Consider the following 26322-nt stretch of genomic DNA (forward strand, 5'->3'; position numbering starts at 1 on the left):
TTTTTATTGGTTATCCTTCGGTGACAGGTATTTAATTCTCCGAAAGCGCTGTGGTAATGGATACAAACTAATAAATGTTGCCGAATTTAAATATATTTAGTTGATGAATTAAACATATTCTACTGATTATGCCGTCTTTCAAATCCGTTACAAAAGGCAGCTTGCTGATAGCAAAACCATTTTTGGGCGATCCCAACTTCGAACGGGGAGTAATACTGATGTGTGAACATGAAGCGCCCGGAAGCTTTGGATTTGTACTTAATCAGGTAACAGATCTGTTTTTGGGAGATGTGCTTGAAGAGACTATATATCAGGATATTCCGCTTCACCTGGGCGGGCCGGTAGAAAAAAATACCCTGCATTTCATTCATCGGCGTCCTGATCTCATTTCAGGTGGAGCAGAGATTATGAAAGATGTTTTTTGGGGTGGAGATTTTGCACATTTGCAGACCCTCATCAACATGAACACAATATCACAGGATGATGTTAGATTTTTTATCGGCTACTCCGGTTGGAGCGGAGGGCAGCTGGAAGATGAGCTGAATCTGGAGTCATGGATTGTAACCAATACATCATCCAACTTCATTTTTGATACATTGCCCGGAGATTTCTGGCGAGAAATATTGAAAAGCATGGGTGGGGAGTATCGTTCTATTGCTCACTATCCTACTGATCCCCGGCTTAATTAGGTTGATTTAATCCGTTAACTGATTCATAGTCAGATTTTATCCTTGCTACCTCAGTCGTAAGAAACTTTTGCAGTTGTGCATTAAAAGTTTCTTTATCCTGATCAGACAGGTTGCTGTACAAATCCTTCAACTCCTGATTGATCTCAGCACGCTCCAAGTCAGAACCTGCATTCATAGATCTGATGTGGTATCTTTTAAAATCAAACTCCGGCATAAAATAGCGGTTAAATGGTGGTCGTATTGCTACTGATTTCTGTGCAAAAGTAAACACTTTTGCCATTGAGATCATCATTCATCCGTTTGAAGCTTTCGTTTGACCGTTTATGCAAGATGGTTCCTCAATTGAATCATGCGGTGAACGGGAAGATTACGGGAAATGTTAGGCAGTGATATGTATAGATTTTTTTCTTTAAAATGAACCGAGCATTCTTTTTTATATTACTGACATTCATTCTTGTTGCAATAGACTGGTATGTATGGCAAGGCCTCAGACTGGCAATTCGTAATTTATCGCCAGCCGTACAACGCTACATAGGTGGCGCATACTGGGTTTTCACGTCACTCACGCTACTTGCGTATGTTGCCATGCAACTTCTTCCCCCGGATTTCTTCGGTCGTACTGCCCGCACATTTATTTTTGCTTTTATCGCCATTCCCTATCTTTCAAAATTGCTGGCTGTTGTGATACTTTTTGTCGACGACATCCGCAGATTTTTCCAATGGATCGTTAGCTTCTTCTATCCATCTGCAGCGGTGCCTTCTCCCGAAACAGGCGAGCCTACAATTCCACGATCTGAGTTCCTCGCAAAAACTGCCGTAGTAGCAGGTGCAGGTCTGATGGGCACTTTTGCATTCGGAATCATTTCAGGAGCACATGACTACCGTATTCGCAGAGTGCGCGTGCCACTGGCAAACCTCCCAAAGCAGTTTGATGGGATTAAGATAGCACAGTTGTCGGATATACATTCAGGTAGTTTCTTCAATAAAACGGCCGTGAAAGGAGGAGTGGAAATGCTGATGAAGGAGAAGCCGGATATTGCTTTTTTCACGGGCGATCTGGTCAATGATCGCGCGAGTGAGGTCAGAGACTATATCAATATTTTCGATAAAGTGAAAGCACCACTTGGTGTTCATTCCGTTTTAGGGAATCATGATTACGGCGACTATTTTCAATGGGCAACGCCTCAAGAAAAAATGCAAAACCTGGCAGACTTGAAAAGGGCACATCAGCTATTGGGATGGAATCTGATGCTGGACGAAAATCGTGCTATTAGGGTAGATGGAGAAGAAATCGGGTTGGTCGGGATTCAGAACTGGGGAGCTGGGAATTTTGCGAAATATGGTAACCTGGAAAAGGCGTATCAGAACACAGAAGATTATCCGGTAAAAATATTACTTTCCCATGATCCCAGTCACTGGCAGGCCCAGGTGCTTCCAAAGTATAAAGACATAGATATCGCTTTCGCCGGGCATACACATGGAATGCAGTTTGGTGTGGAGATAGGTAAGCTGAAATGGAGTCCGGTTCAATATCGCTACAAACAATGGGCAGGTTTGTATGAAGAAAATAACCAGTATCTTTATGTGAATCGTGGCTTCGGCTACCTGGGGTATCCTGGTCGGGTGGGTATATTGCCTGAGATAACCATTCTTGAATTGGTGAAAGCGTAAAATTTCTTCTCTCTTAGAATCAGATATATACTGTGTCATGATTCATAGCGTTAAAATGTATATCTGTTAGTTTATATCAGGATAAGAATTATGAAAAAAAATATCTGTCTCCTCCTACTGTTGATTTTTTCGGTGAGTATATCCGGAATAAATACTGTAAACGCGTCTCCGGCAGCAGCGAAGTCTGAACTTTTTGGAAAAAAGAAAAAGAAATTTAAGGGGTATAAAAAGCCCAAATCCAAAAAAATACTGGGAATATTCAAGCGAAAGAGCGACTGCGGATGCCCAAATCATTAATCCGCCGTTTTTCTGTCATTTTTGTACATATTCAAGAGTAAGCATTACTATCAATCTCTGAAAGATTTGATTGGTTTTGCTTACTTTTGTACTTTATAACCACTTATTAACGGCCTTGTTAGACCAAAAGTTAGATGAAAATTAATCTTCGCAGCCAAGACAAATTCGAAAGCCGTCATCATGGAAAAGATGAATCGGAATTACAGGAAATGTTGTCTACTGTTGGGGTGGCTTCTCTGGATGAACTGATAGACCAGACGCTTCCATCAGCTATCCGTTTGCCTAAACCACTGAATTTACCAAAAGCCAAAACTGAGCAGGAGTTTCTGCAAGGAATCAGAAAAATTGCCCGTAAAAATGCAATTCTGAAATCCTACATCGGTGCTGGCTATTACGACACCATCACTCCCAACGTAATTCTTCGCAATATTCTTGAAAATCCGGCCTGGTACACCGCTTACACGCCTTACCAAGCTGAAATAGCGCAGGGAAGACTTGAAATGCTATTGAATTTTCAGACCGTGATTACAGATCTTACTGGAATGGAAATCGCGAACGCTTCTCTTTTGGATGAAGCAACAGCTGCTGCTGAAGCAATGACCATGCTACATGGACTACGTCCTGCTTCCAGAAAAAAGGCAAATACGTTTTTTGTTTCTGAATTATGCCATCCGCAAACCATCGACCTGATCTATACAAGGGCCAAGCCAATCGGGATTGACGTGATTGTGGGTAATCATGCGACTGTGGATCTTACGGATGATAATCTGTATGGTGTGCTGGTACAGTATCCTGCTACCAACGGAGAGGTTATCGATTATACCGATTTCATTGCCGCAGCGCACGACCAGAATCTGTCCGTCGCTGTTGCAGCAGATTTACTTGCTCTGGCTTTGCTTAAATCACCAGGTGAAATGGGGGCCGACGTGGTTGTAGGATCCTCCCAGCGCTTTGGCGTTCCCATGGGCTACGGTGGACCGCACGCTGCATTTTTCGCAACTAAAGAATCTTTCAAAAGAAATATTCCGGGACGTATCATTGGAATCTCTGTTGATGCAGAAGGAAATTCAGCTTTAAGGATGGCGCTTCAAACACGTGAACAGCACATTCGTCGTGAGAAAGCTACTTCTAATATATGTACTGCACAGGTATTACTGGCTGTCATTGCAGGAGCCTATTCCGTATATCACGGACCTAAGGGCATAAAGGCAATTGCAGCACGGGTACATGGACTTACACATCTGTTTGTTGAAACATTGCGTAAGTTCAATTATACGGTACTTACAGATCGTTATTTTGATACCGTTACCATTCAGACTCCGCTGAGCAAAAAAGTACGGGAACAGGCAGAGAAGTGGGGTATCAATTTGAGATATAACAGTGATGAAACAATTGGTGTATCATTTGACGAAGCCAAGTCATTCGACGATGTGATAGCAATTCTAAATGTATTTGCGGAGGTGTCTGGATTCCAGGGTGAACTGGTAATCGATGAAGACATGGAATTATCTATTCCAGAGGATATAGAAAGAAAGTCGGAATTTTTGACACATCCTGTTTTTAACGAGCATCATACGGAACACGAAATGCTTCGTTACCTGAAAATGCTGGAAAATAAGGATCTTTCATTGGTTCATTCCATGATTTCATTGGGAAGCTGCACGATGAAGTTGAACGCAACTGCTGAAATGATACCACTTACCTGGCCGGAATTTGGCGCGATACATCCGTTTGCACCAACGAATCAGGTGGGAGGTTACGCACAACTGGTGAGCGAACTGAATATCTGGCTGTGTGAGATTACTGGTTTTGCAGCCATGTCATTCCAGCCTAACTCAGGTGCACAGGGAGAATATGCCGGTTTGATGGCGATCAGAGCTTACCATGAAAGTCGCGGTGATTTCCACCGTAATGTAGTATTGATCCCTTCTTCTGCCCATGGAACGAACCCGGCGTCTGCTGTAATGGCGGGTATGAAAGTGGTTGTAACGAAGTGTGATGAGCGCGGTAATATTGATGTAGCTGATTTGACAGCCAAGGCAGAACAATACAGTAATGAACTGTCATGCTTAATGGTAACTTATCCGTCTACACACGGTGTATATGAAGAGAGTATCATTGAAATCTGTTCAATGATACATTCACACGGAGGACAGGTTTATATGGATGGTGCCAATATGAACGCACAGGTGGGTCTTACGAGCCCGGCTACGATCGGTGCTGACGTATGCCACCTGAACCTGCATAAAACCTTCTGCATTCCTCATGGTGGAGGAGGTCCTGGTGTTGGTCCGATTGGTGTGGCCGAGCATTTAATGCCATTCCTGCCTGGTCACGTTAATTTCAGCATTCAGCCTGAGCATCTTCCTGCTGGTGAAGCGGGTGCGGTTTCGGCAGCTCCTTACGGTAGCGCAAGTATCCTGACCATCTCTTATGCATACATTGCTATGATGGGTGGCGACGGGCTTACTAACGCGACCAAATATGCAATTTTGAATGCCAATTATATAAAGGAACGTCTTAACGGACACTACGAAGTACTTTATACAGGTACCAATGGTCGTTGTGCACACGAAATGATCCTGGATTGTAGGCCGTTTAAGGCTGCCGGCGTAGAAGCTGAAGATATTGCAAAACGTTTGATGGATTATGGATTCCACGCTCCGACATTATCATTCCCGGTTGCGGGAACTTTGATGATCGAACCTACGGAGTCAGAATCCAAGGCAGAACTGGATCGTTTCTGCGACACGATGATTTCGATCAGAAATGAGATCAGAGAAGTAGAAGAAGGTACTGCGGATCGTGTGGATAACGTTTTGAAAAACGCACCTCATACATCACGTGTGGTAATGAGTGAAGATTGGAGCCGTTCATACAGCCGTGAGAAAGCTGTATTCCCACTTCCTCATTTGCGTTTCAATAAGTTCTGGCCAAGCGTAAGTCGTGTTGACAGCGCCTATGGTGATCGTAACCTGATTTGTTCATGTATTCCTGTTGAAGCTTATGCAGATGCGGAGTAGAAGTTAAATATTCTTTTTGAAGGTGTCGGTTTCTTTGAAAGCCGGCACCTTTGTTTTTTGTGCCAGGTAGAATTTAACGGGAATAGTTAAAAATAGTTGTAAACGATAATATGTAACCGAAATACTTTTTTCGTTATATTGATGTATGATGGCATAACAAGAGGTATTGAAAAGTAAAATATTCTGCTCTTTCGCTTTACGGCATAAACCCCTGACAATATGAGATATGTAGCTATTTTCTTATTCCTTAACTTTCATATATGCGGCAGCGCGCAAAATGTAAGTAACGAAATGAAGGTAAAAAACGGATCAGATATTACAAAGGCACTTCATTATTCTGAGAGATTCAGTTATCCTTCCTTTCTCGATGGAAAAGTATATTTCAGGAATGGCCGTGTTGTAAATGCGAAATTGAATTACAGTCTTCCTCACGGAGAGATTCAGTTTGTGGATTCTAAAAATGACACGCTGATATTGAATGACAAAAATTTCATGGACAAAATAACCATTGCTGCAGATACTTTTTACTATTATCCACATCATGGTCATGTGAAGAAAGTAGCTGGTTATAAGAAAGTTAGTTTGGCGGAGAAGCAAATTTTGGGAACTAATGGTGTTGAGCGGTATGCTGCCTATAATCAATACAGCTCTACATCAGCCATATCCACTTATTCTTCATTCGTTAATAGTAATGGTCAGCCGCAAGCATTGGAGGGTAGTGATAAGGTATTTTTAAAAAAGCGTTTTGTCTATTTTTTTCTGGATCAGAACAGAGATATCCATTTGGCTACAAAGGGGAATTTGGTCAAAGTATTTCCTCGACATAAAAAAGCATTGAATGAATATTTGAGAGCAAACAAAGTAGAATTTTCTAATCCGAAGGAGATCGTAAAAACTTTGGAGTTTGCCAGTAGTTTATAACTTTTGATCAACTTCATTTGTATCAGTTATAGCAAATAAAAGAGGTGTACCGAAAATAATTCCGATACACCTCTTTTACATATTGAATCACTTTTACTTCAATCTGATCAAAGCCTCTTTCAGTGTTACAATTTTTGCTTCTGCATCCGCTTGTTTCTGACGTTCCTTTTCAACGATATCGCCTTTCGCATTTTGAACAAAACGTTCGTTAGAAAGCTTTTTGATTACTGAGTTAAGGAAACCCTGCGTGTATTCAAGCTCTTTCTGTAAGTTTTCACGTTCTGTTTCTACATCTATTTCATCTGCCAGGTTCACAAAGAATTCGTCAGACTTCACACGGAACGATGTACCTTCAGCTTCTTCATCTATAAAATGAATGTGCTCTATGAATGCTAGTTTGGTAATCAGTTCTGCCAGATTTTCATACCTCTCTTTTGAATCCGTACGGATAGCAAGTGGAAGTGCTGTTTTTGGACTTAAGTTTTTCGAATTACGAATGTTTCTTATTCCTGATACCAGTTCAAAGAGAATATCAAAATCATTTAGCAGCGCTGTATCAGTGTTTCCGGATTTTGGAAACTCTGCGATACAAATAGATTCATTCGCTCCTCTTTCTCTGATATTCTGCCAGATTTCTTCACTGATAAAGGGCATAAACGGGTGCGCCAATCTCATCAGACGGTCGAAGAAATCCAGTGTCGCTTCGAATGTTTGCTGATCAATAGGCTGCTCATAACCTGGCTTAATCATCTCCAGATATTGTGCGCAGAAGTCATCCCAGATGAGTTTGTACACGGAGTTTAGAGCATCCGATATGCGGAATTTTTCAAAATGATCTTGTACTTCGGTAAGCGTTACATTCAATTTGCTTTCAAACCATTTCACTGCAAGATCCGAACCCTGTGGTACGGTTAAATGGCTATCAACCTCCCATCCTTTCACGAGCCTGAATGCATTCCATATTTTATTACAGAAGTTACGTCCCTGTTCTACCAGTTTATCGTCATATGGTAAATCATTACCCGCCTGCGAACTAAAAAGCATACCCGTACGTACACCATCAGCACCATGTTTGTTGATCAGATCTATGGGATCTGGTGAGTTGCCTAAAGATTTAGACATCTTGCGTCCCTGTTTATCCCGTACAATTCCAGTAAGGTATACGTTTTTGAAAGGATACGTGCCTTTGTATTCATAACCTGCAATGATCATACGTGCTACCCAAAAAAAGAGAATTTCAGGAGCTGTTACGAGATCGTTTGTGGGGTAATAATAATTTACATCAGCATTATCCGGTTCTTTAATTCCATTGAAAACTGAAATTGGCCATAGCCATGATGAGAACCAGGTATCCAATACATCAGGATCCTGTGTGATATCTTCTTCAGTTAAAGCAAAAAGCTGATACTCGTGTTGTGCTTTGCGTAATGCTTCACGTTTGTTTTTAGCAACAATCAGTGTTCCGTCTTTCAGGTAAAAAGCAGGAATACGATGACCCCACCATAATTGGCGGCTGATATTCCAGTCGCGCACATTTTCCATCCAGTGACGGTAGGTATTTTTGAACTTAGCAGGAATCAGCTGAACGGTGTCATTCATTACATTGTCCAGTGCCGGCTTACTGATTTTCTCCATCCTCAAAAACCATTGCTCCGAAAGGCGTGGTTCAATCACAGAATCAGTTCTTTCTGAATGGCCTACGTTTGAACGGTATTCTTCCACTTTTACCAGATCTCCTGATTCTTCCAGTAACTTGATGATCTTCTTACGAGCAATAAAGCGCTCTTCTCCAATCAGAATCTGCGCCTTTTCATTCAGTGTTCCGTCTTCATTCAGTAAATCGATAATCGGCAGATTATGGCGTTTACCCAATTCATAGTCATTGGTATCGTGTGCAGGTGTTACCTTAAGGCATCCTGTACCAAATTCAATTTCTACATAATCATCTGCGATCACAGGAATAGCTCTTTTGATCAGCGGTATCAGAACCTGCTTACCAATCAGATGCTGGTAACGTTCGTCGTTCGGATTCACACAAATCGCAACATCGGCCATGATCGTCTCCGGTCGCGTCGTAGCCACAACCACCCCTTGTCCTTCACCCTCTGCCCCTACCAATTCGTATTTAAGATAAACCAGCTTCTGGTTCACCTCTTTCATGATCACCTCTTCGTCAGAGACCGTAGTGCGTGCCTGAGGATCCCAGTTCACCATACGATGTCCGCGGTATATATCACCTTTATTGTAAAGGTCAATAAAAACGTCAATGACAGAATCGTACAGATCCGGCTCCATCGTGAAACGCGTACGATCCCAGTCGCAGGAAGCACCCAGTTTGCGAAGCTGCTGCAAGATAATACCTCCGTATTTATGCGTCCATTCCCAGCAATATTCAAGAAATTCATCACGGGTCAGGTCTTTCTTGCTTATCCCTCTTTCTTTAAGCATAGCTACCACTTTCGCTTCCGTAGCAATAGATGCATGATCCGTTCCGGGAACCCAGCACGCTTCTTTGCCTTCCATCCGTGCTTTTCTAACCAGAATATCCTGAATGGTGTTGTTAAGCATGTGCCCCATATGCAACACGCCCGTTACGTTAGGCGGCGGGATGACGATCGTGTACGGCTCCTTATCAGGATTTGGTTTGGAATTGAAAAAGCGGTTTTCCAGCCAATAGGAATACCATTTATCCTCTATTTCCTGGGGGGCATAAGTTTTGGAAATCATTATTACAGGTATAAAATGCGACGAAGCGCGGTTTGCTGTCCTAAAAAGACGGCAAGTTAGGATTTGCAGACGAAATTTTCTAATGATTTATGCCTCAGCAGCAATAGGAAGCCATATAGTGAAAGTGCTCCCCTCTCCGGATTTACTATCTGCACGAACAGTACCACCATGTGCTTCTACCATCGTTTTCACATAGCTTAATCCAAGTCCGAAACCTTTTACATCATGCACATTGCCAGTTGGCACTCTGTAAAACGTATCAAAAATCCGTGGTAATTGCTCTTTCTTCATACCAATACCCTTGTCGCTGATAGACAATTCCAAGCCTTCGTTTACATTGCTTGTTCTGATTGTGAGATGAAGCTGCTCCGGCGAATATTTAATGCTATTGTCAATCAGATTATTGAGTACATTCGCTAAGTGTACTTCGTCACCAAGCACCTGCTCGCTTTCTGCTTCGAATTCAAGATCAACGGTGCCGTTTTGATTTTCAATCTGAACACTTAAGCTATTCAGTGCATTGGTAATCAGATCAGTGATATTGACGAGGGTTTTCTTAAGTTTTACTTCACCTTTGTCCAGTAATGCCATTTGTAACACTTTTTCAACATGAGTGCCCAACCTTCGGTTTTCTTCGCGAATAATTCCGAGGTATCTCGAAAGACGAGGTAGGTTCAATGATGTTGTCCCGCCTGCCGAATTTTCCTGAGCCATTTCCGCGGCAAGTGCTATGGTGGAAATAGGTGTTTTAAATTCGTGCGTCATGTTGTTGATGAAATCATTCTTGATATCCGACAGTTTTTTCTGCCGTAGAATGGTTGTTACCGCCAGGTAAAAGCAAATCATTACGACAAGAATCAGTATCCCGGATCCTCCGAACATCACACCCATTCCGCTCATGATGTGCCTCTGCTGATCAGGAAAATAAACAAACAATGAGTTTTGCCCTTGCGTGGTCTCATTGGGAAACAAAGATGCTTTGTATGACCTTTTCTGCCAGTCGCCGGCACCCGGATTTACTGTTGAAAATAAAAGATTGCCAGCATGATTTCCCTGAACCGCAAATTCATAAGGAAGTGTGATTCCATTTTCTTCAAATTCTTTTTTCAACAAGGTATCAAGCAGAAACCGGTTGACTCTTTCCTGAATAGGTCTTTTTGTATACAAAAGATCCTGCATTACTTCGCGTAGGATTTCCGCTTTATCTGCTCCGCTTCTGGTAGTCAATGGTAAATTTTTAGCATTAGCAAGTGCCTTCTTATTCTGATCCGGCTTTTTGACTTTCAGATAAGCAGGTGTTTCTGTACTTTCGGAAACTGTGGATTGTTTTTTTGATTTGCTCTTCTCTTCCTTCATTTGACTGAAAGCACGTCGTAAACCTTTTTCTTCCTCCATCCTTCTGCGCATGAATTCGTCCATGCCTGCCAGACCAAACTGTTGCGCCTGAAAGAATTCTTCCATAATTTTTTGCTGATGATCAACCATGACCCGGAAGTTAGGGCTCAATACATCAGTCGGTACACCTTCTGTAGCGATGCGGTAATGAATTTCTTCTCCGTTGGGCCCTATAAAAACCTCTATGTTATGAGGCGTACGTACGGCTGCCACTTCGCGGCTCGCTTCCTGAACAGCTGGTTTAATCTTCCTAAGAGGAGTATTTCTAAGTTGGGTGATGCGATCAAGTTTGCTTTTTTGCTGTTCACGATCTATTCTTTGCTGTAGCAGATACATCATTTCCTGCTTTTCAAGTCGATGTACAACTTCCTGTACGGATTCTGACACCTTATGATTGAACTGCTCATTTCTGATCGCTATAGCCTCACGTATCCAGTACCATTGCAATCCTATCAAACCGATAAGTGCAAAACACATTAACCCGACAATAATCTGAATTTTTCTTTTCGTCATTTTTCTCGTTTCACCTCATGCAACGTTTCGCTTCCCAGTTCCGACATTAATAGTATTGATGTTCGGAGAGAACAAATTTAACCTTTCTCAATTGCCTGAACCCGTTTTTAACAAAATTTAACAGGGGTCTTTTGATGCAGTTGATAATTTTGTAACTAATTCATTCACATAATATAAATGCCATGAAGAACATTTTTTCGAAGAAGGTATTAGTACCTTGGATCATCGCCTTAGGATGCCTGATTACGGACCGGGGATTGGCCCAGAATAAGGAAAAGGATAAAAAAGTTACGGTGAAAGTTAGAGTGTCTGATCAGGATGAGGGTAAAGATGTGGAAAGGGAGTACCATCTGGATCCTATGAGTGAAAAGCAGCAAAAGGAGTTCGTTGACAAAGTGCTGGATTCTCTGGATACCAAAACAGGTAAAGGCTCTAAGGTTGTTTCGGTCACGATCGATGATGGTGAAGGTGATAAACAAACCATGACCAGAAAACGACGCAGTACCGTTATCGACCATCCGGATGACCGCGAACCATTGGTTTTTAATTGGAAAGATGATTTTTCTAAAGATTTTAATTTTGAGACGGAGAAATTCCGCGATCACATGCGCAATCTTGAAAGAGACATCAAGCCGAAGGCGAGGGTGATTATCCGTGATATGGAAAATTTTGGAGATAAAATGGGGGAGATGTGGAGCCGGGAATCTGTGAAAGCAGCCACAGTTCGTGATCTGAATGTGTATGCTAATAATCCTGATAACGGTGTCTTGAATTTACGCTTTCAGGTTCCGCAAAAGGGTGATTTAAACATCGTGGTTACCGATATAAAGGGAAAAGAAGTAGGGAAAAAAGAGGTTAAAGATTTTAGCGGTAATTTTGTCGGACAAATCGATTTGAAGAAAAATACAAAAGGAACTGTATTCGTAACTGTTGTGCAAAACGAAGACGGAGCTGTAAAAAGAGTTGTAATTCCTTAATTGCGATGTTTAAGTAAAATGACCTTTGCCATGCATTTCACGGCAAAGGTCATTTATTTCAATATCCCTGATAAACGTTGAGACGTTCAGTAGAATAAATTTTATTCAGATTTTTAAATGGCTGACCCAGAATAGTGACAGGTTCTTTTTCTTTTTCAGACACAACGTACTTAATTTGATTGGTGGCTACCAACTTGTTCAATTCTTTAAAATCAAATGTTTTATTCTGATCTGCGAGATAAACAATATCCGGGAATGGAACGAGTGTATTCTTATAAAGAAAGTGATTGAGGTAGTAGCCATTGAACTGATCCGGCTGACATATGTACACATATTCCTTATCCGTCAAATTTTTCTCGTCACTCAGAAAACGGGCAATGTCGCGCTGTTCAATGTATTGAGCTGTAAAGAAATCGAGGTTTGATTTTGTATATCGGTCATAAACAAACAATATACAATGTACGGCTACAAGCATCACATATATGCTGGCAACAGATATATTCAGAATATTTTTAAGCTGAAACTCCTCTTTCTTATCATAAATAAACATTGTGGTGAGGATTACGGAGGCGATCAGATAAGTCTGAAAATAACCTACACCTGCACCAACTTTAAACGCGGCTGAACATGAAAGCACGAAAAGAAGAATACTACAAACAGACAGAAATTGATAATAGAGATTGTCCCTGCGAGTTAGTGAAATACCTGCTATTGCAAAGTTAATAGCCAGTAATGGCGCAAACTGGAGAAGGAGCTTTTCCAGTGTCCAGTCGTAGAACCAGCCCCAGCTCACCGAATTGGCAACTCCACCAACGATGTTGGTGAAGAATATGTCCATGGATGACGTAGGTAGCACAAGCAGATAAATTGCAAAAAATAATATCCCGAAGCCCAAAACCTTCGAAAAAAGCTTCCATTGCTTTGTGTAAATCAGGAAAACACCCAGACTCATAGCGTGAATAGCTCCGCTTTGTTTGATAAAGAATGACGTTACGGCGAAGAAAATGGCAATGATCCACCAGACGCTATTGTTATTTTTCCCATCCAGAGCTTTAAAAACGCAGTAGACAAAAATCGAAAAGCATAGAACCAGAAGACTGTCGGGACGGGAACTTGTCAGAAACCAGAATGCAAGAATCTGATATACAAAACAGGTGGACAATGTAGCCAGTATCTTATTTTTCTCTGTTCTGTAATAAATTATAAACCATATAATGACGCAGGCCAGTAATGTAAAAAAAATGGAGAGGAATCTGCTTACAACAAAAATCTTGTGCACATCCTGATCTTCTAGACCCATCAGATTGACAAAGAATGACCCTATAACAAAATAGACAGGGGTATACTGTGTCATCAGAAAGGTGGGTATTTCCGGATCTGTATAGATCGGTAAACCGGCGGATAGGCGTTGAATGGGGAAGATGGCGCTGGTCTCACTGCCAGAAACATCGGGAAGGTAACTTATTGATATGTATATTTTTATCAATAGTAAACTGAAGCAAATAACTCCGCTGATACAAGCAGCAAATACTGTTAATCTTTTGGTAGTAATCACTATTAATCATTTAAGTGTGCAGCCCGAAACAATTGATTTCATTCATGTTCGCTTACTGTTGGTAACGAACAAGATTGCTGAGATCATACATCTGTTTCTATGCTGGTAGAGGGTATTAGTGCAAGTTAACACTGTGATATGAATTATAACCTCAATTTTATCAATTTTATTGATCCAATTCTTTATCTGTTTCTAATCTAAAACAAGCCATACTGCTTTTGATTAATAATGACGAATGTGAAGCGGATTTTATACTGGTTGCTACAACGTTTATCATATTTTATTGAAAATAATACAATTAATTAGACAGACATCTGTTAAGAATTGTAAATTTGCGGAAAAACACCAATCGTCTGCGACACCCAATTAAATAAGCGACTATGCTGAATCTTATACTGTTTGGCCCTCCTGGTGCTGGAAAGGGCACTCAAAGTGAAAAAATCATTGCAAAGTACAATTTGATTCACCTCTCGACTGGAGATCTTTTACGTTCTGAGATTCAGGCAGGCTCTGAGTTAGGACTGAAAGCAAAAACTTTGATGGATCAGGGATTACTGGTACCTGATGAAGTGGTGATTGGTATGATTGATCATAAACTTAGCGCACACAGAGACGCTGCCGGTTTTATTTTCGACGGCTTTCCACGTACTGTGAAACAAGCAGAGGCGTTGGACACGCTTTTGGCCAGCCATCATGAGAATATATCGGTCATGGTAGCATTGGTTGTAGAGGACGATGAATTACTTGCAAGGTTGCTAAACCGCGGCAAGACTTCCGGCCGCCCTGATGATCAGAATGAAGAGCTTATCAGCAAGCGTATACAGGAATACAACAGCAAAACAAAACCTGTAGCAAACTACTATCAGCAACAGGAGAAGTTTGTACCTATCAACGGTATAGGAGAAATTGAAACCATATTTGAGGAAATAAATAAAGCAATTGCGGCAGTTAAACTGTAACAATTGTTTTGCGAATCCGAATTCATCAACATAACTAAGTCATGGCATCTTCCAATTTTATCGATTACGTAAAAATCAATGTGAAATCCGGGTCGGGAGGAGCGGGAGCGCTTCATTTTCGCCGAGAAAAACACGTTGAAAAAGGAGGTCCTGATGGTGGCGACGGAGGAAGAGGAGGCCACGTAATTCTGAAAGGCAGCTCGCAGCTCTGGACGCTGTTACATCTGAAATATACCAAGCATATCAAGGCATTTGATGGCAAAGGCGGAGAAGGTGGCAGAAGAACCGGATCAATAGGAAAAGACATTACTTTGGAAGTTCCTTTAGGTACCATAGCACGGGATGCTGAAACAGGAGAGCAGCTTTTTGAAATTACAGAAGATGGCCAGGAAATTATATTGTTGAAAGGTGGACGTGGAGGTCTTGGAAATGATCATTTCAAATCCGCAACCAACCAGACTCCCCAACACGCGCAACGTGGTGAGGATGGTTTGGAATCCTGGGTTATACTCGAGCTTAAAGTATTGGCAGATGTAGGTTTGGTAGGTTTCCCTAACGCGGGGAAATCTACCTTGCTCGCTGCAGTGTCTGCGGCAAAGCCGGAAATAGCCGATTATCCGTTTACAACGCTGGTGCCTAATCTGGGTGTGGTAGCATACCGTGACTATAAGTCGTTTGTGATGGCCGATATTCCGGGTATTATCGAAGGGGCCAGTCAGGGGAAAGGCCTGGGCCTTCGTTTCCTGAGACATATTGAAAGAAATTCTATCTTATTATTCCTGGTACCGGCTACCAGTGAAGATATCAGTGCGGAGTATGCAACGCTCCTTAATGAACTTACTATTTACAATCCCTCCCTGTTAGACAAAAGTCGAATACTTGCTATTTCTAAGTCGGATATCCTTTCAGACGAAGAAAGAATTAATTTGGCAAAAACAATCCCCGCTGAAATTCCCCATTTGTTTTTCTCCTCTGTAACTCAGGAAGGTATAGAGCAATTGAAAGATAGAATCTGGAACGCGATCAATAATCCGCTTTCCGCTTAATAATTTTTTTGACGATCGAGGCAACCTTTTGATGCGTATAATGTGTCGATATAGTTACTTTGAAATGAAAAACTATACGGTTTCGATGAGGTATTTTATTACAACTTTTGTCTTTTTATCATTTTTTTTTACAATTATTGATGCTGCGGCTCAGGTCAATATCGACTATCCGTCGTCCAGAGCAATTTTTCAGCGAGATAAAAATAATTCTGCAATTATCTACATTTCTGGTAGTTATACGAGGAATGTAGACAGGATAGAAGCCCAGCTTACGGCTATCAACGGTGGCCAGAATGTAGATTGGACCCCTATTCAATCTAATCCTCAGGGAGGTTTTTATTCAGGTAGCATTAACTCCTCCGGCGGCTGGTACGAACTTCGTGTTAGAGGTATGCTGGGAGATCAGGAGATCGGTTCTCATACAGTCACACCAATCGGTATAGGCGAGGTATTTCTCATTGCCGGCCAATCCAACGCAGAAGGATTTATTAACAACAGAAATGGGAATAATAACTTTGATTACGGTGTCCAGAGAGCAAACGATGACCGTGTAAACTGTATTGACTTTAGTACATCAGGAGGAGGGTCATTTGATTTACCTTATCCTTCATTCACACATCTCGAATCTGATACCCAAATTTCCCCAAGAGGGCAGGGAGCCTGGAGTTGGGGGAAACTTGGTGACCTGTTGGCCAGCCGCTTACAGGTGCCTATTTTATTTTACAACGCAGCATGGTCGGGAACATTAGTGCAAAGTTGGAAAGCAAGTATTACCGGAACAGCTTATTCTCCATACGTTCCGACTGACTTTTATGCACCTTCAGGAGCTCCTTATGGTAATATGAGATCCGTCATGCGACATTACGTACCTATTACAGGTATAAGAGGAGTACTTTGGCTTCAGGGGGAAGGTGATCATCAATTTGAAACTTCGATGGATTCGTATGCCAGCGACTTGCAGGCGGTCATTAATGCGAACAGGAATGAATCCGGAAAAAATGTCTCCTGGATGGTATCGCTTACTTCTTATTGGAACGGGAAAACAGCTTCAAGAATTACGGATGGGCAATTAAAAGTGATCAGCAGTTTACCCAATATGTTTACCGGGCCCAATACTGACGTTATTCAGGTTCCAAGAACTGATGGTTCGCTGAAACTTCATTTTCATCATGAAGGGCTTACTTCATTGGCAGAGGCATGGAATAACCAATTAAATGATGATTTTTTTGCCAGATCAGAACCGTATAAGGGCGTGCAACCTTTGCAGGTCACTGCCAGTTGTGCCGGCGGAAATGTGAATTTGGCGGTTAATACGGATGGTTTGTCATCGGTAAGTTGGAGCAATGGAGGTAATTCAGCGAACATTCAGGTAGGAAATGGGACTTACCGGGTTACAGCCAGAGATGGAAACGGAAATCTAAGATTTTCTCCCGAAATCAGAATCCACGAATCAATTATTCCAGCACAGCCTCAGGTTTCATTACAAGGAAGTAATCCTGTTTGTTTGGGGAATACCGCTACATTAATATCCAATACATCTGAGAATATCCGCTGGAATAATGGTTCAACCAGTAGCCAGCTGGCTGTAACACAGGGAGGAGATTACTTTGTGACTACCAAAAATGTATATGGTTGTGAGTCATCTTCATCCAGAGTTAATATTACCATTCTTACATCTCCTTTACCGGAGAAACCAACCATTACTGCAGCAAGTACGACTACTTTTTGTGATGGTGGTGTAGTTAGCTTAAGATCTAATTCCAGTGTAAATAACCGTTGGTCCAATGGTGAAACTGCGGGATCTATTGAGGTTCGGAGTTCCGGTGAGTTCAGAGTACAGGCTGTTGATAATTTTGGATGTTATTCCCCGGTTTCGGATCCGGTCAATGTGCGTGTAAATCCTTTGCCTGCTAAACCGTTTATTTCACTGAATGGCCCTTCTAACTTCTGTGAGGGAGGAAATATAGTGCTCACCTCGAATTATGACAGTGGAAATATCTGGAGTAATTCTTCTACCAGTAAAACAGTTACTTCCGGTCAGTCAGGTACATTTAGTCTGTTACAAAGGGATTCCAATGGTTGTGAATCCTCCTCTGACCCTGTTACAATTACAGTTCACCCATTGCCTGCAACACCTGAAATTACAACACTCAGACCGGCAACATTCTGTGAACGGGATTATACCACGCTCAGAAGTAGTGCAGCTTATCAGTATGTATGGAGTAACGGAAGCGGCTCTCAGGAAATTGATGTTCGTGAATCAGGCAATTACACCATTGCTGCACGAGATCAGAATGGGTGTGTTTCGCCAGCTTCTGCAGCGGTGCGTGTTACAGTTAACCCTCTGCCTGCAACTCCGGTTATCACTGCCAATGGACCTACTACATTCTGTGCAGATTTGAGTGTAACGCTTCAGTCTACAATTGCAAATGGTTTCTTGTGGAGTGATGGTTCAACAGGGCAAAATATCCGTGTAACCAGAGCAGGAACATATAGTGTTCAAACGATCAACCAATTCCAATGTTATTCGGATCGTAGTAATGAGATTGCCACTCGTACCCTTGCCCTTCCGCCAGCTCCTTCAGTTGTTGCTTTGGGACCTACAATGATCTGTGATGGTGATTTTGTTGCGTTGCAGGCATCGCTTGGCAGTAATTTTATCTGGAATAGCGGGCAGGAAAAAGATTCAATCCATGTTACTGCTTCCGGTGCATATTCGGCCAGAGTGAAAGATGATCAGGGTTGTTTTTCTCCATTTTCCAGGGAAGTTGCTGTAGATGTGAAGCCGACTCCAACAGCCCCTGTAATCAGGAAAGTGGGTGTATTCACCTTGTTTGCGGAAAATAACCTGAATGATGGAGATCATGTCTGGAGATTAAATCAGACTGTATTGGCCGAAAACAGTGCCACTCTGAAAGCAACGGTTGAAGGAACCTATTCTGTGAACAATACAATCGTGTATAGTCCTACGCTCACCTGCTATTCCGAATTTTCACAACCGTTTGTTTTCGTTCCTGAACAACCAGGTAACGGATTGATCGTATACCCTAATCCGCTAACGGACGGTAAAATATCAATAGAAACAGTAGAAAACCTATTAAATGCTGAGGTGCAGGTAATTGACAGCCGAGGTATTATTCATAAAACCTACCGTGTTGCAAGGTTTGATTCCAGACAGTTTTTTGATATATCAGATCTGACGTCGGGAATATATGTGATCAGAGTTATCGCCGGTTCTTTTGCAGGTTCCCAGAAGATTGTTGTCGTCAGATAACAGCCTGGATTTGCCGGTTAGTCAAAAAAACGGAATAGTTATATTATTGGCGAAATATTTGTCTTATTTTTGTCGTTGATTTGCTAAGCATATATCGATTGGCAGATGTAAATCCGATCACATTTTTCTTTCTGAATATGAGAGACTATACCAGTACCACTAAACAAAATGCATAGCAAATTTACTACCCGCGTTTTACTCAAAACATTACTATTGCTTTGTATTTTACCGGCAACAGTATTTTCACAAGTTGTTCCGCAGCCGATTACGATCACTTCCCCGATTACAAATTCAGTTTATCAGAGAGATGTAACCGGGCAGCGCGACGTTACCATTTCCGGGACTTTCTCCGTTCCGGTGGATAAGATTGAAGCCAGAGCGGTACCTGTCATTGTTGGACAGGGTATCGAAACAGCCTGGACAGAAATTCAATCTGCTCCGAAGGGAGGCGTGTATCAAGGGAAGCTAAAGATATATGCTGGTTGGTATACACTCGAGGTCCGCGGCACAGTTGGTGGCCAGATCGTCGGCAGAGCTATATTGCAGCGAATGGGAGTAGGAGAAGTATTCCTGATTGCAGGTCAATCAAATGCACAGGGTTTGAAAAAGTTTCCCGGGCCTTCGGCAGTAGATGACCGTGTGCAATACATCTCCAACCATATCAATGATGAAATTGATGAACTTAATGATCCTCCGGCTCCGGTTTTTTCCAAAATTACAAGAGAAACAACATTTATCTCTCCACGTGGACAAACCGCCTGGTGTTGGGGGATACTGGGCGATTTGCTCGTTTCTCAGCTTAACATGCCAGTGGTGTTTATCAATAATGCCTGGGAAGGAACATCTGTTATGGACTGGTCTCTGAGCGCTCAAGGTTTTCCTACTACGACCAAATATGGTTACAAGATGCCTCCTCAAATGCCATATGCTAATTTGCGTATTTCTGCTCAGAATTATGCGAGCCAGTATGGAGTAAGAGCTGTATTGTGGATGCAGGGAGAAACCGATGGTATTTATGCTACTCCGTCTGCACAATACAGAGATAATCTTCAGATACTCATGAACAGACTTGGGGCTGATACTGAGAAAAGAATTACATGGGTGATCGCAAGAACAAGCAGAATATCCGGAGATGAAGTGAATCCACCGAAGACATATCCTAGTATTATTGCTGCTCAAAATGCTGTGATTGATCAGAGTTTCAATCCAACATGGCCTGGTCCTGAGACTGACGGGCTGGATCCTGAGAGAAATGGTGATGAGACCATTAAGGGCGACAGAACGCATTTTGTTGGCACTAAAGCTTTGACACTGTTGGCTAATGCATGGTTTCAAAGATTAAATGCCAGTTTCTTTTCTCAGGTCCCACCGGTGGTATCCGAAGACGTTCCTGCGTTGTCGGCGATTTGTACTTCAGGTAATAACGGAGTTACTATATCTTTACCAACTACATACAGCTCCTATAAGTGGAGTACAGGTGCTACCACCAGTTCTATTACCGTTACACAAGCTGGTACGTACAGTGCGGTGGTGAAAAATAGTGTCGGTAATACGATCATTGTATCTGCTGTAGTACTTGAAAAGGATGCTAAACCAGCGAAGCCAATTATCACGGAGCAGGGGCAGCAGCAGGCATGTGCCGATTCGACATTTAATTTTTCAGTCCCGGCCGGAAACGTGGTGTACTCATGGTTTCAAGCAGGCAACTCCACAGTTTTAGGTACCGGAAATAGTATAGCACTGGGAGAAACAGGTAGTTATCAGGTGAGAGCGCAGAATATCTTCGGATGTGTTTCGGATAATTCTGATGCTGCCGCACTTATCATCCGTCCGGAAGTAAGCAAGCCGATCATCGAGTCAGGCGGTCCGTTTAGTGTTACGGCCAGTATCCCGGAGGTTGGTTTGAATGAGCAATATCTGTGGCGTATACCGGGTAGTGAGAAAGATACACTTGCACCGGTGATCAAGATCCTTAAATCGGGTATTTATTCTGCAAGAACTCAGGTCGTGTACAGAATCGGTAGTAATGCATTAACGTGCGTATCGGATACATCGGCCCGTGAGTTCAAAGCCAATGATTCGAATGAGATTGTTGTTTACCCGAATCCGAGTCAGGGAGCATATGTTTATGTCGAATCACGAGATGATATCAGAAATGCATCTGTGACACTTTACGATATTTTTGGAAGGGTGATCCGAATTACTCCGCCTATCATACTGAATAGCCGTTTAGAGCTGGATGTATCTAATCTGGCATCAGGAAAATACATACTAAGAGTGACAGGTGAGAATACCTCGTTAACCAAGCAGATTATTGTAAGATAAATATTTTTTATTTTAATAGTACTAAATAAGCCCCGGGATATCGGGGCTTATTTAGTATGATACTAATTAGATAAAAGATAAAGTCAAGAAGTTGATTGATAAATTTGCATAGGCTAATTTTGACTGTTACCGGAAGAATTGCTTTATAAAGACAGACAAATTTCCATGAAAGATTCGTATTTACCGTCAGACTATTTACCCATTATTGTACAGTTTTTGCTTGCAGTAGGATTTATCGGCGGTACCATGATCGTTACCCACCTTATTGGCCCAAGTCGCAAGAGCAAGCTGAAAGATGATCCATTTGAGTGTGGAATTGAATCTGTGGGAGATGCACGTACGCCAATTTCTGTAAAATACTTTCTCGTTGCGATTCTGTTTGTTCTTTTTGACGTGGAAGTAATATTCATGTATCCATGGGCAGTAAATTTTAAAGAATTCGGTATGTTCGGATTTGTAGAAATGTTAGTGTTTATGGCCTTATTACTATCAGGTTTCTACTACGTGATCCGTAAGGGTGTATTGAACTGGGAAGAATAAAACCTTGTTTTCAATAGTGTATGGTTAATTGGATCAATCCGTTGCCATAGAAAAGATAAACTGAAACTGTGAGCTAGCAGCTACATGCTAATAGCCAAAAGCTAATAAATCATGAAAGAAGTAACCATCGCGGAAGCACCGCAAGGACATAGTGGATCAGGATTTTTTGCAACCTCATTTGATGAGGCTATAGGTCTTGCCAGGAGTTATTCGTTGTGGCCATTGCCATTTGCCACTTCATGCTGCGGTATCGAGTTTATGGCCACTATGGGGGCGCATTACGATATCTCACGTTTTGGTTCAGAGCGGCCAAGTTTCTCCCCGCGCCAGGCAGATTTGCTGATGGTAATGGGAACAATCGCTAAGAAAATGGCACCTGTCGTAAAACAGGTATATCTTCAGATGGCTGAGCCCCGCTGGGTTCTTGCTGTTGGTGCTTGTGCATCAAGTGGAGGTATCTTTGATACATATAGTGTACTTCAGGGGATTGACAGAATTATTCCTGTTGACTGCTATGTACCCGGCTGCCCACCTCGTCCGGAACAGATTATTGACGGATTGATGCATATCCAATATCTGGCGCAGAACGAAAAGCTTCGGAGAAGAAATACAGACGAATACCAACACTTGTTAGCTTCTTACAATATTCAATAATTACCCTTATGCTAAGTAACCAGGAGGTAGCAGAAGAGCTTTTGGGAAAATACGGCGATCAGGTGTTTGACTTTGAAGAGCCATACGGGTTGCTCACGCTTTCTACAACAAGAGAAAATATTATTCCCGTTCTGGAGTTTTTGAAAGACCATAAGTCATACCAGATTAATTTTCTTACGGATTTGACAGGTGTTCAATACCCTGAAAATAAAGGAAAGGAATTTATGGTTGTGTATCACATGCACAGCTTTATACATAACTTCCGCGTTCGTATTAAGGTTTATATTCCAGAGGCTGATATACATATTCCTACCGCAACCGGATTGTTTGCCAGTGCCAACTGGATGGAACGCGAAACGTTCGATTTTTATGGTATTCTGTTCGACGGACATCCTAATCTGATCAGGATATTGAACATTGAGGAAATGGATTATTTCCCGATGCGCAAGGAGTATCCGTTAGAGGATGCTACGCGGGAGGACAAGATCGATGCCCTGTTTGGCCGATAAACCCTTTACTGACTTTTAGTAAGCTATGGCAGAAATTGAATTATTACCACATAACGTACCGGCTCAGTCGGAACTCCCTGAGCTGGTTGAGGATTTAACGACCCTCAACCTTGGGCCTACTCACCCGGCAACACATGGGATTTTTCAGAATATCCTTAAAATGGATGGCGAAAAAATCGTATCCGGTGAGCAGACAATAGGGTATATACACAGAGCTTTTGAAAAAATTGCGGAAAGACGTCCATTCTATCAGATCACGACGCTGACTGACCGTATGAACTATTGTTCATCTCCGATCAATAATTTTGGTTGGCATATGACGGTAGAGAAATTGCTTCAGATTGAAGTGCCTAAACGCGCTCAATACATCCGCGTGATCATGATGGAGCTGGCTCGTATTTCTGATCATTTGATTTGTAACAGTATCCTTGGAGTGGATACAGGTGCGTTTTCCGGATTCCTTTACGTAATGCAGAAACGTGAAGATATCTATGAAATATATGAAGAGGTTTGCGGTGCCAGGCTCACCACGAACATGGGACGTATCGGTGGTATGGAGCGGGACCTTTCTTCAACCGCGATCCGCAAAATCCGGGACTTCATTAAAACTTTCCCTCCGGTATTGCAGGAGTTTGAGAAGTTAATGAGTCGTAACAGGATTTTCATGGATCGTACTATCAACGTAGGTGGCATATCACTGGAACGTGCACTTTCTTACGGATTCACAGGACCTAACCTGAGAGCTGCCGGACTTGACTATGACGTAAGGGTAATGAATCCATATTCTTCTTATGAAGATTTTGATTTCAGTATCCCTATTGGCCAAAGCGGTGATACATTCGACAGATACAATGTAAGAATAGAAGAAATGTGGCAAAGTCTTAAGATTGTTGAGCAAGCGCTTAATAATCTTCCGGAAGGACCGTATTATGCGGATGCTCCTGAATACTATTTGCCACCCAAGAAAGAGGTTTATAACAATATGGAAGCGTTGATCTACCATTTCAAAATTGTAATGGGTGAGATTGATGCTCCGGTTGGTGAGGTATATCATGCTGTGGAAGGTGGAAACGGTGAATTAGGTTTCTATCTGATCAGTGACGGAGGACGTGCTCCTTACCGTCTGCATTTCCGTCGCCCTAGCTTTATTTACTACCAGGCTTTCCCTGAAATGTGTAAAGGAAGTACGCTATCGGATGCGATTTTAACAATGAGTAGCCTCAATGTGATCGCAGGAGAGCTTGATGCCTAATATCTGATGATTTAGATGAACAGATTTATCGGTGTAACTACTCTTATACAATTAAGAGATGGCCGGTTTGATTCATGACAATACTATAATAACAAAATGACCGAAACATCTAATCCCGTTGCGTTTACTCCGGAACGACTTGAAAAAGTAAAGGAGATTATAGACCGCTATCCGGCAGGACGTCAAAAATCAGCTTTATTACCTGTTTTACACCTTGCACAGGAGCAGTGGGGATGGTTGAGCAGCGATGTGATGGATTACGTGGCCGGGTTGCTGGATATCCTTCCCGTAGAAGTATACGAAGTAGCTACGTTTTATACCATGTACCATCTGGATGCAGTGGGTAAACATGTGATTGAATATTGCCGTACAGGCCCTTGTTGCCTGATGGGAGGAGAAGATATATATGCATACCTGAAAGAGAAACTAGGCATCAATGCCGGTGAAACAACGCCTGACGGATTGTTCACACTCAAAGAAGTGGAATGTCTGGCAGCTTGCGGATGGGGGCCTGTGTTTCAGATCCGCGAGAAGTTTTATATGAATCTGACCCGTGAAAAGGTAGATGAAATCATTGAAGAATTAAGCAAATAGGCTTTTAAGGCTGAAACCTGATCAGTAATGGCTAGAAAAATATTAACAGAGCATATCAACGTTCCCGGTATCGAAACTTTCGATGTATATCGAAAGCATGGAGGTTATGAAGCAGTTGAGAAGGCAATTAAAACCATGACTCCGGATGAGATCGTGGAGGAAGCTAAGAAGTCTGGCGTGCGTGGCAGAGGAGGAGCAGGCTTTCCCATGGGAATGAAGTGGGGTTTTCTAGCCAAACCTGAAGGAGTGCCACGTTACCTGGTTTGCAATGCAGATGAGTCTGAACCGGGTACTTTCAAAGATCACCATTTGATGAAATCCATTCCTCACTTATTGATTGAAGGAATGATTGTTTCCAGTTTTGCACTGGGAGCAAATAAATCGTTTATATATGTTCGCGGTGAGCTGATGTATGTGATCCGCATTCTGGAGAAAGCCATTGAAGAGGCAAAGGCAAAAGGTTTTCTAGGTAAAAATATCCTGGGAAGCGGCTATGATCTTGAGTTGGTAGTACAGCCAGGTGGAGGCGCTTATATCTGTGGAGAAGAAACAGCTCTGCTGGAATCACTCGAAGGAAAACGTGGAAATCCTAGAAATAAACCACCTTTCCCTGCTGTAAAAGGACTTTACCAGTCTCCAACGGTTGTGAACAATGTGGAGTCGATTTCCAATATGCCATGGATCATCAATAACGGTGGTGATGCTTATGCGGCAATTGGTATAGGAAGAAGCACGGGGACGAAATTGATTTCTGCTTCAGGGCATATCAGAAAACCTGGTGTTTACGAAATCGAACTGGGAGTGAGTGTAGACGAATTCCTGAATTCTGATGAATATTGTGGTGGTATTCGTGAAGGACATTATCTGAAAGCACTTGTTGCCGGGGGATCTTCTGTGCCCATTTTACCAGCGCATTTGATTACAAAAACGGCCAATGGCGAAGATAGGCTCATGAGCTATGAATCACTGTCGGACGGAAGTTTTGCGACCGGCACTATGCTGGGTTCAGGGGGTTTTATTGTATTTGATGAAACAGCTTGTATCGTTCGCAATACCTGGAATTTTTCACGTTTCTACCATCATGAGTCATGTGGACAATGCAGCCCATGCCGTGAAGGAACAGGGTGGATGGAAAAAGTATTGCACCGAATAGAACATGGGCATGGCAATATGCATGATGTTGATCTTTTGGTAGATATATCCAAAAAAATTGAAGGTAATACGATTTGTCCACTAGGAGATGCAGCAGCATGGCCTGTCGCCAGCGCAATACGCCATTTTCGGGACGAATTCATATGGCATATCACTCATCCTCAGGAAGCTTCACAACCAGGAGCAGTTTACCGCGATGCCGTTTTGGTATAATTAGCAGTAAATACTTGATGTTGAGGCAATAAAAGA

19 protein-coding genes are annotated in these 26322 nt (G+C 42.2%); 15 read left to right on the forward strand and 4 right to left on the reverse strand.

Features of this window, described 5'->3' with window-relative positions; translation table 11 throughout:
- Positions 1-128: 128 nt before the first annotated feature.
- On the forward strand, positions 129-689 hold the full coding sequence (locus AC1XUE_RS22095; RefSeq protein ID WP_483358187.1) for a YqgE/AlgH family protein: 561 nt from the start codon (positions 129-131) through the stop codon (positions 687-689).
- On the opposite strand, the gene AC1XUE_RS22100 is transcribed toward AC1XUE_RS22095, so the two are convergent.
- Positions 682-903 carry a hypothetical protein gene (locus AC1XUE_RS22100; protein WP_483358422.1) on the reverse strand — a complete coding sequence of 74 codons (222 nt, stop codon included), beginning with the start codon at positions 901-903 and terminating at the stop codon, positions 682-684. The two genes, AC1XUE_RS22095 and AC1XUE_RS22100, sit on opposite strands and share 8 nt — an antisense overlap.
- Before the next feature lie 200 nt (positions 904-1103).
- Here AC1XUE_RS22100 and AC1XUE_RS22105 point away from each other — a divergent pair, with 200 nt between their 5' ends.
- The 3 genes from AC1XUE_RS22105 (at position 1104) to AC1XUE_RS22115 (ending at position 6601) form a co-directional block, all read left to right on the forward strand.
- The gene (locus AC1XUE_RS22105) at positions 1104-2360 is read left to right on the forward strand and encodes a metallophosphoesterase (protein ID WP_483358188.1); all 1257 of its coding nucleotides are present in this window, start codon (positions 1104-1106) and stop codon (positions 2358-2360) included.
- A gap of 431 nt (positions 2361-2791) precedes the next feature.
- Positions 2792-5680, forward strand: a complete 2889-nt coding sequence (gcvP, locus tag AC1XUE_RS22110; protein WP_483358189.1) for an aminomethyl-transferring glycine dehydrogenase — start codon at positions 2792-2794, stop codon at positions 5678-5680.
- A gap of 219 nt (positions 5681-5899) precedes the next feature.
- On the forward strand, positions 5900-6601 hold the full coding sequence (locus AC1XUE_RS22115) for a hypothetical protein (RefSeq protein WP_483358190.1): 702 nt from the start codon (positions 5900-5902) through the stop codon (positions 6599-6601).
- A 93-nt stretch (positions 6602-6694) separates the two neighbouring features.
- Here AC1XUE_RS22115 and AC1XUE_RS22120 read toward each other — a convergent pair whose 3' ends face one another.
- Positions 6695-9328 (reverse strand): valine--tRNA ligase, encoded by a 2634-nt coding sequence (locus AC1XUE_RS22120; RefSeq protein ID WP_483358191.1) that lies wholly within the window; start codon positions 9326-9328, stop codon positions 6695-6697.
- Positions 9329-9415: 87 nt separating this feature from the next.
- Positions 9416-11236 (reverse strand): sensor histidine kinase, encoded by a 1821-nt coding sequence (locus tag AC1XUE_RS22125; protein WP_483358192.1) that lies wholly within the window; start codon positions 11234-11236, stop codon positions 9416-9418.
- Between the two features lie 182 nt (positions 11237-11418).
- On the opposite strand from AC1XUE_RS22125, the gene AC1XUE_RS22130 reads away from it, so the two are divergent.
- Positions 11419-12213: a T9SS type A sorting domain-containing protein gene (locus tag AC1XUE_RS22130; RefSeq protein WP_483358193.1), complete on the forward strand. Its 795-nt coding sequence runs from the start codon at positions 11419-11421 to the stop codon at positions 12211-12213.
- A gap of 58 nt (positions 12214-12271) precedes the next feature.
- Here AC1XUE_RS22130 and AC1XUE_RS22135 read toward each other — a convergent pair whose 3' ends face one another.
- A complete protein-coding gene (locus AC1XUE_RS22135) occupies positions 12272-13567 on the reverse strand; it encodes a glycosyltransferase family 39 protein (RefSeq protein ID WP_483358194.1) in 1296 nt (431 codons plus the stop codon).
- 581 nt (positions 13568-14148) lie between these two features.
- Here AC1XUE_RS22135 and AC1XUE_RS22140 point away from each other — a divergent pair.
- The 10 genes from AC1XUE_RS22140 to nuoF all read left to right on the forward strand — a co-directional run bounded on the left by AC1XUE_RS22140 (position 14149) and on the right by nuoF (position 26286).
- Positions 14149-14727, forward strand: a complete 579-nt coding sequence (locus AC1XUE_RS22140) for an adenylate kinase (protein WP_483358195.1) — start codon at positions 14149-14151, stop codon at positions 14725-14727.
- Between the two features lie 41 nt (positions 14728-14768).
- On the forward strand, positions 14769-15773 hold the full coding sequence (obgE, locus tag AC1XUE_RS22145) for a GTPase ObgE (protein ID WP_483358196.1): 1005 nt from the start codon (positions 14769-14771) through the stop codon (positions 15771-15773).
- 64 nt (positions 15774-15837) lie between these two features.
- Positions 15838-19047 carry a T9SS type A sorting domain-containing protein gene (locus AC1XUE_RS22150; RefSeq protein ID WP_483358197.1) on the forward strand — a complete coding sequence of 1070 codons (3210 nt, stop codon included), beginning with the start codon at positions 15838-15840 and terminating at the stop codon, positions 19045-19047.
- 168 nt (positions 19048-19215) lie between these two features.
- On the forward strand, positions 19216-21372 hold the full coding sequence (locus AC1XUE_RS22155; RefSeq protein WP_483358198.1) for a T9SS type A sorting domain-containing protein: 2157 nt from the start codon (positions 19216-19218) through the stop codon (positions 21370-21372).
- A 165-nt stretch (positions 21373-21537) separates the two neighbouring features.
- Positions 21538-21912 (forward strand): NADH-quinone oxidoreductase subunit A, encoded by a 375-nt coding sequence (locus AC1XUE_RS22160; protein WP_483358199.1) that lies wholly within the window; start codon positions 21538-21540, stop codon positions 21910-21912.
- Positions 21913-22023: 111 nt separating this feature from the next.
- Complete coding sequence (locus AC1XUE_RS22165) at positions 22024-22566, forward strand: NADH-quinone oxidoreductase subunit B (protein ID WP_131959598.1); 543 nt, start codon at positions 22024-22026, stop codon at positions 22564-22566.
- Positions 22567-22574: 8 nt separating this feature from the next.
- Positions 22575-23075, forward strand: a complete 501-nt coding sequence (locus tag AC1XUE_RS22170) for an NADH-quinone oxidoreductase subunit C (RefSeq protein ID WP_483358200.1) — start codon at positions 22575-22577, stop codon at positions 23073-23075.
- 25 nt (positions 23076-23100) lie between these two features.
- On the forward strand, positions 23101-24327 hold the full coding sequence (gene nuoD / locus AC1XUE_RS22175) for an NADH dehydrogenase (quinone) subunit D (protein WP_483358201.1): 1227 nt from the start codon (positions 23101-23103) through the stop codon (positions 24325-24327).
- 96 nt (positions 24328-24423) lie between these two features.
- Positions 24424-24921, forward strand: a complete 498-nt coding sequence (locus AC1XUE_RS22180; RefSeq protein ID WP_483358202.1) for an NADH-quinone oxidoreductase subunit NuoE family protein — start codon at positions 24424-24426, stop codon at positions 24919-24921.
- 27 nt (positions 24922-24948) lie between these two features.
- Positions 24949-26286, forward strand: coding sequence for an NADH-quinone oxidoreductase subunit NuoF (nuoF, locus tag AC1XUE_RS22185; protein ID WP_483358203.1), 1338 nt, complete (start codon positions 24949-24951; stop codon positions 26284-26286).
- The last annotated feature ends 36 nt before the right edge of the window (positions 26287-26322 follow it).

The organism is Dyadobacter sp. HNCC25DJ187, assembly GCF_056895255.1.

Bases quoted from the DNA above. Each gene is read 5' to 3' on its own strand.
- AC1XUE_RS22170 (WP_483358200.1), top strand. From the start codon at position 22,575: ATGCTAAGTAACCAGGAGGTAGCAGAAGAGCTTTTGGGAAAATACGGC.
- AC1XUE_RS22120 (WP_483358191.1), bottom strand. From the start codon at position 9,328: ATGATTTCCAAAACTTATGCCCCCCAGGAAATAGAGGATAAATGGTAT.
- nuoF (WP_483358203.1), top strand. From the start codon at position 24,949: ATGGCTAGAAAAATATTAACAGAGCATATCAACGTTCCCGGTATCGAA.
- AC1XUE_RS22140 (WP_483358195.1), top strand. From the start codon at position 14,149: ATGCTGAATCTTATACTGTTTGGCCCTCCTGGTGCTGGAAAGGGCACT.
- AC1XUE_RS22150 (WP_483358197.1), top strand. From the start codon at position 15,838: ATGAAAAACTATACGGTTTCGATGAGGTATTTTATTACAACTTTTGTC.
- AC1XUE_RS22105 (WP_483358188.1), top strand. From the start codon at position 1,104: ATGAACCGAGCATTCTTTTTTATATTACTGACATTCATTCTTGTTGCA.
- AC1XUE_RS22130 (WP_483358193.1), top strand. From the start codon at position 11,419: ATGAAGAACATTTTTTCGAAGAAGGTATTAGTACCTTGGATCATCGCC.
- AC1XUE_RS22125 (WP_483358192.1), bottom strand. From the start codon at position 11,236: ATGACGAAAAGAAAAATTCAGATTATTGTCGGGTTAATGTGTTTTGCA.
- AC1XUE_RS22115 (WP_483358190.1), top strand. From the start codon at position 5,900: ATGAGATATGTAGCTATTTTCTTATTCCTTAACTTTCATATATGCGGC.
- nuoD (WP_483358201.1), top strand. From the start codon at position 23,101: ATGGCAGAAATTGAATTATTACCACATAACGTACCGGCTCAGTCGGAA.
- obgE (WP_483358196.1), top strand. From the start codon at position 14,769: ATGGCATCTTCCAATTTTATCGATTACGTAAAAATCAATGTGAAATCC.
- AC1XUE_RS22180 (WP_483358202.1), top strand. From the start codon at position 24,424: ATGACCGAAACATCTAATCCCGTTGCGTTTACTCCGGAACGACTTGAA.
- gcvP (WP_483358189.1), top strand. From the start codon at position 2,792: ATGAAAATTAATCTTCGCAGCCAAGACAAATTCGAAAGCCGTCATCAT.
- AC1XUE_RS22155 (WP_483358198.1), top strand. From the start codon at position 19,216: ATGCATAGCAAATTTACTACCCGCGTTTTACTCAAAACATTACTATTG.
- AC1XUE_RS22165 (WP_131959598.1), top strand. From the start codon at position 22,024: ATGAAAGAAGTAACCATCGCGGAAGCACCGCAAGGACATAGTGGATCA.
- AC1XUE_RS22160 (WP_483358199.1), top strand. From the start codon at position 21,538: ATGAAAGATTCGTATTTACCGTCAGACTATTTACCCATTATTGTACAG.
- AC1XUE_RS22100 (WP_483358422.1), bottom strand. From the start codon at position 903: ATGCCGGAGTTTGATTTTAAAAGATACCACATCAGATCTATGAATGCA.
- AC1XUE_RS22095 (WP_483358187.1), top strand. From the start codon at position 129: ATGCCGTCTTTCAAATCCGTTACAAAAGGCAGCTTGCTGATAGCAAAA.
- AC1XUE_RS22135 (WP_483358194.1), bottom strand. From the start codon at position 13,567: ATGACACAGTATACCCCTGTCTATTTTGTTATAGGGTCATTCTTTGTC.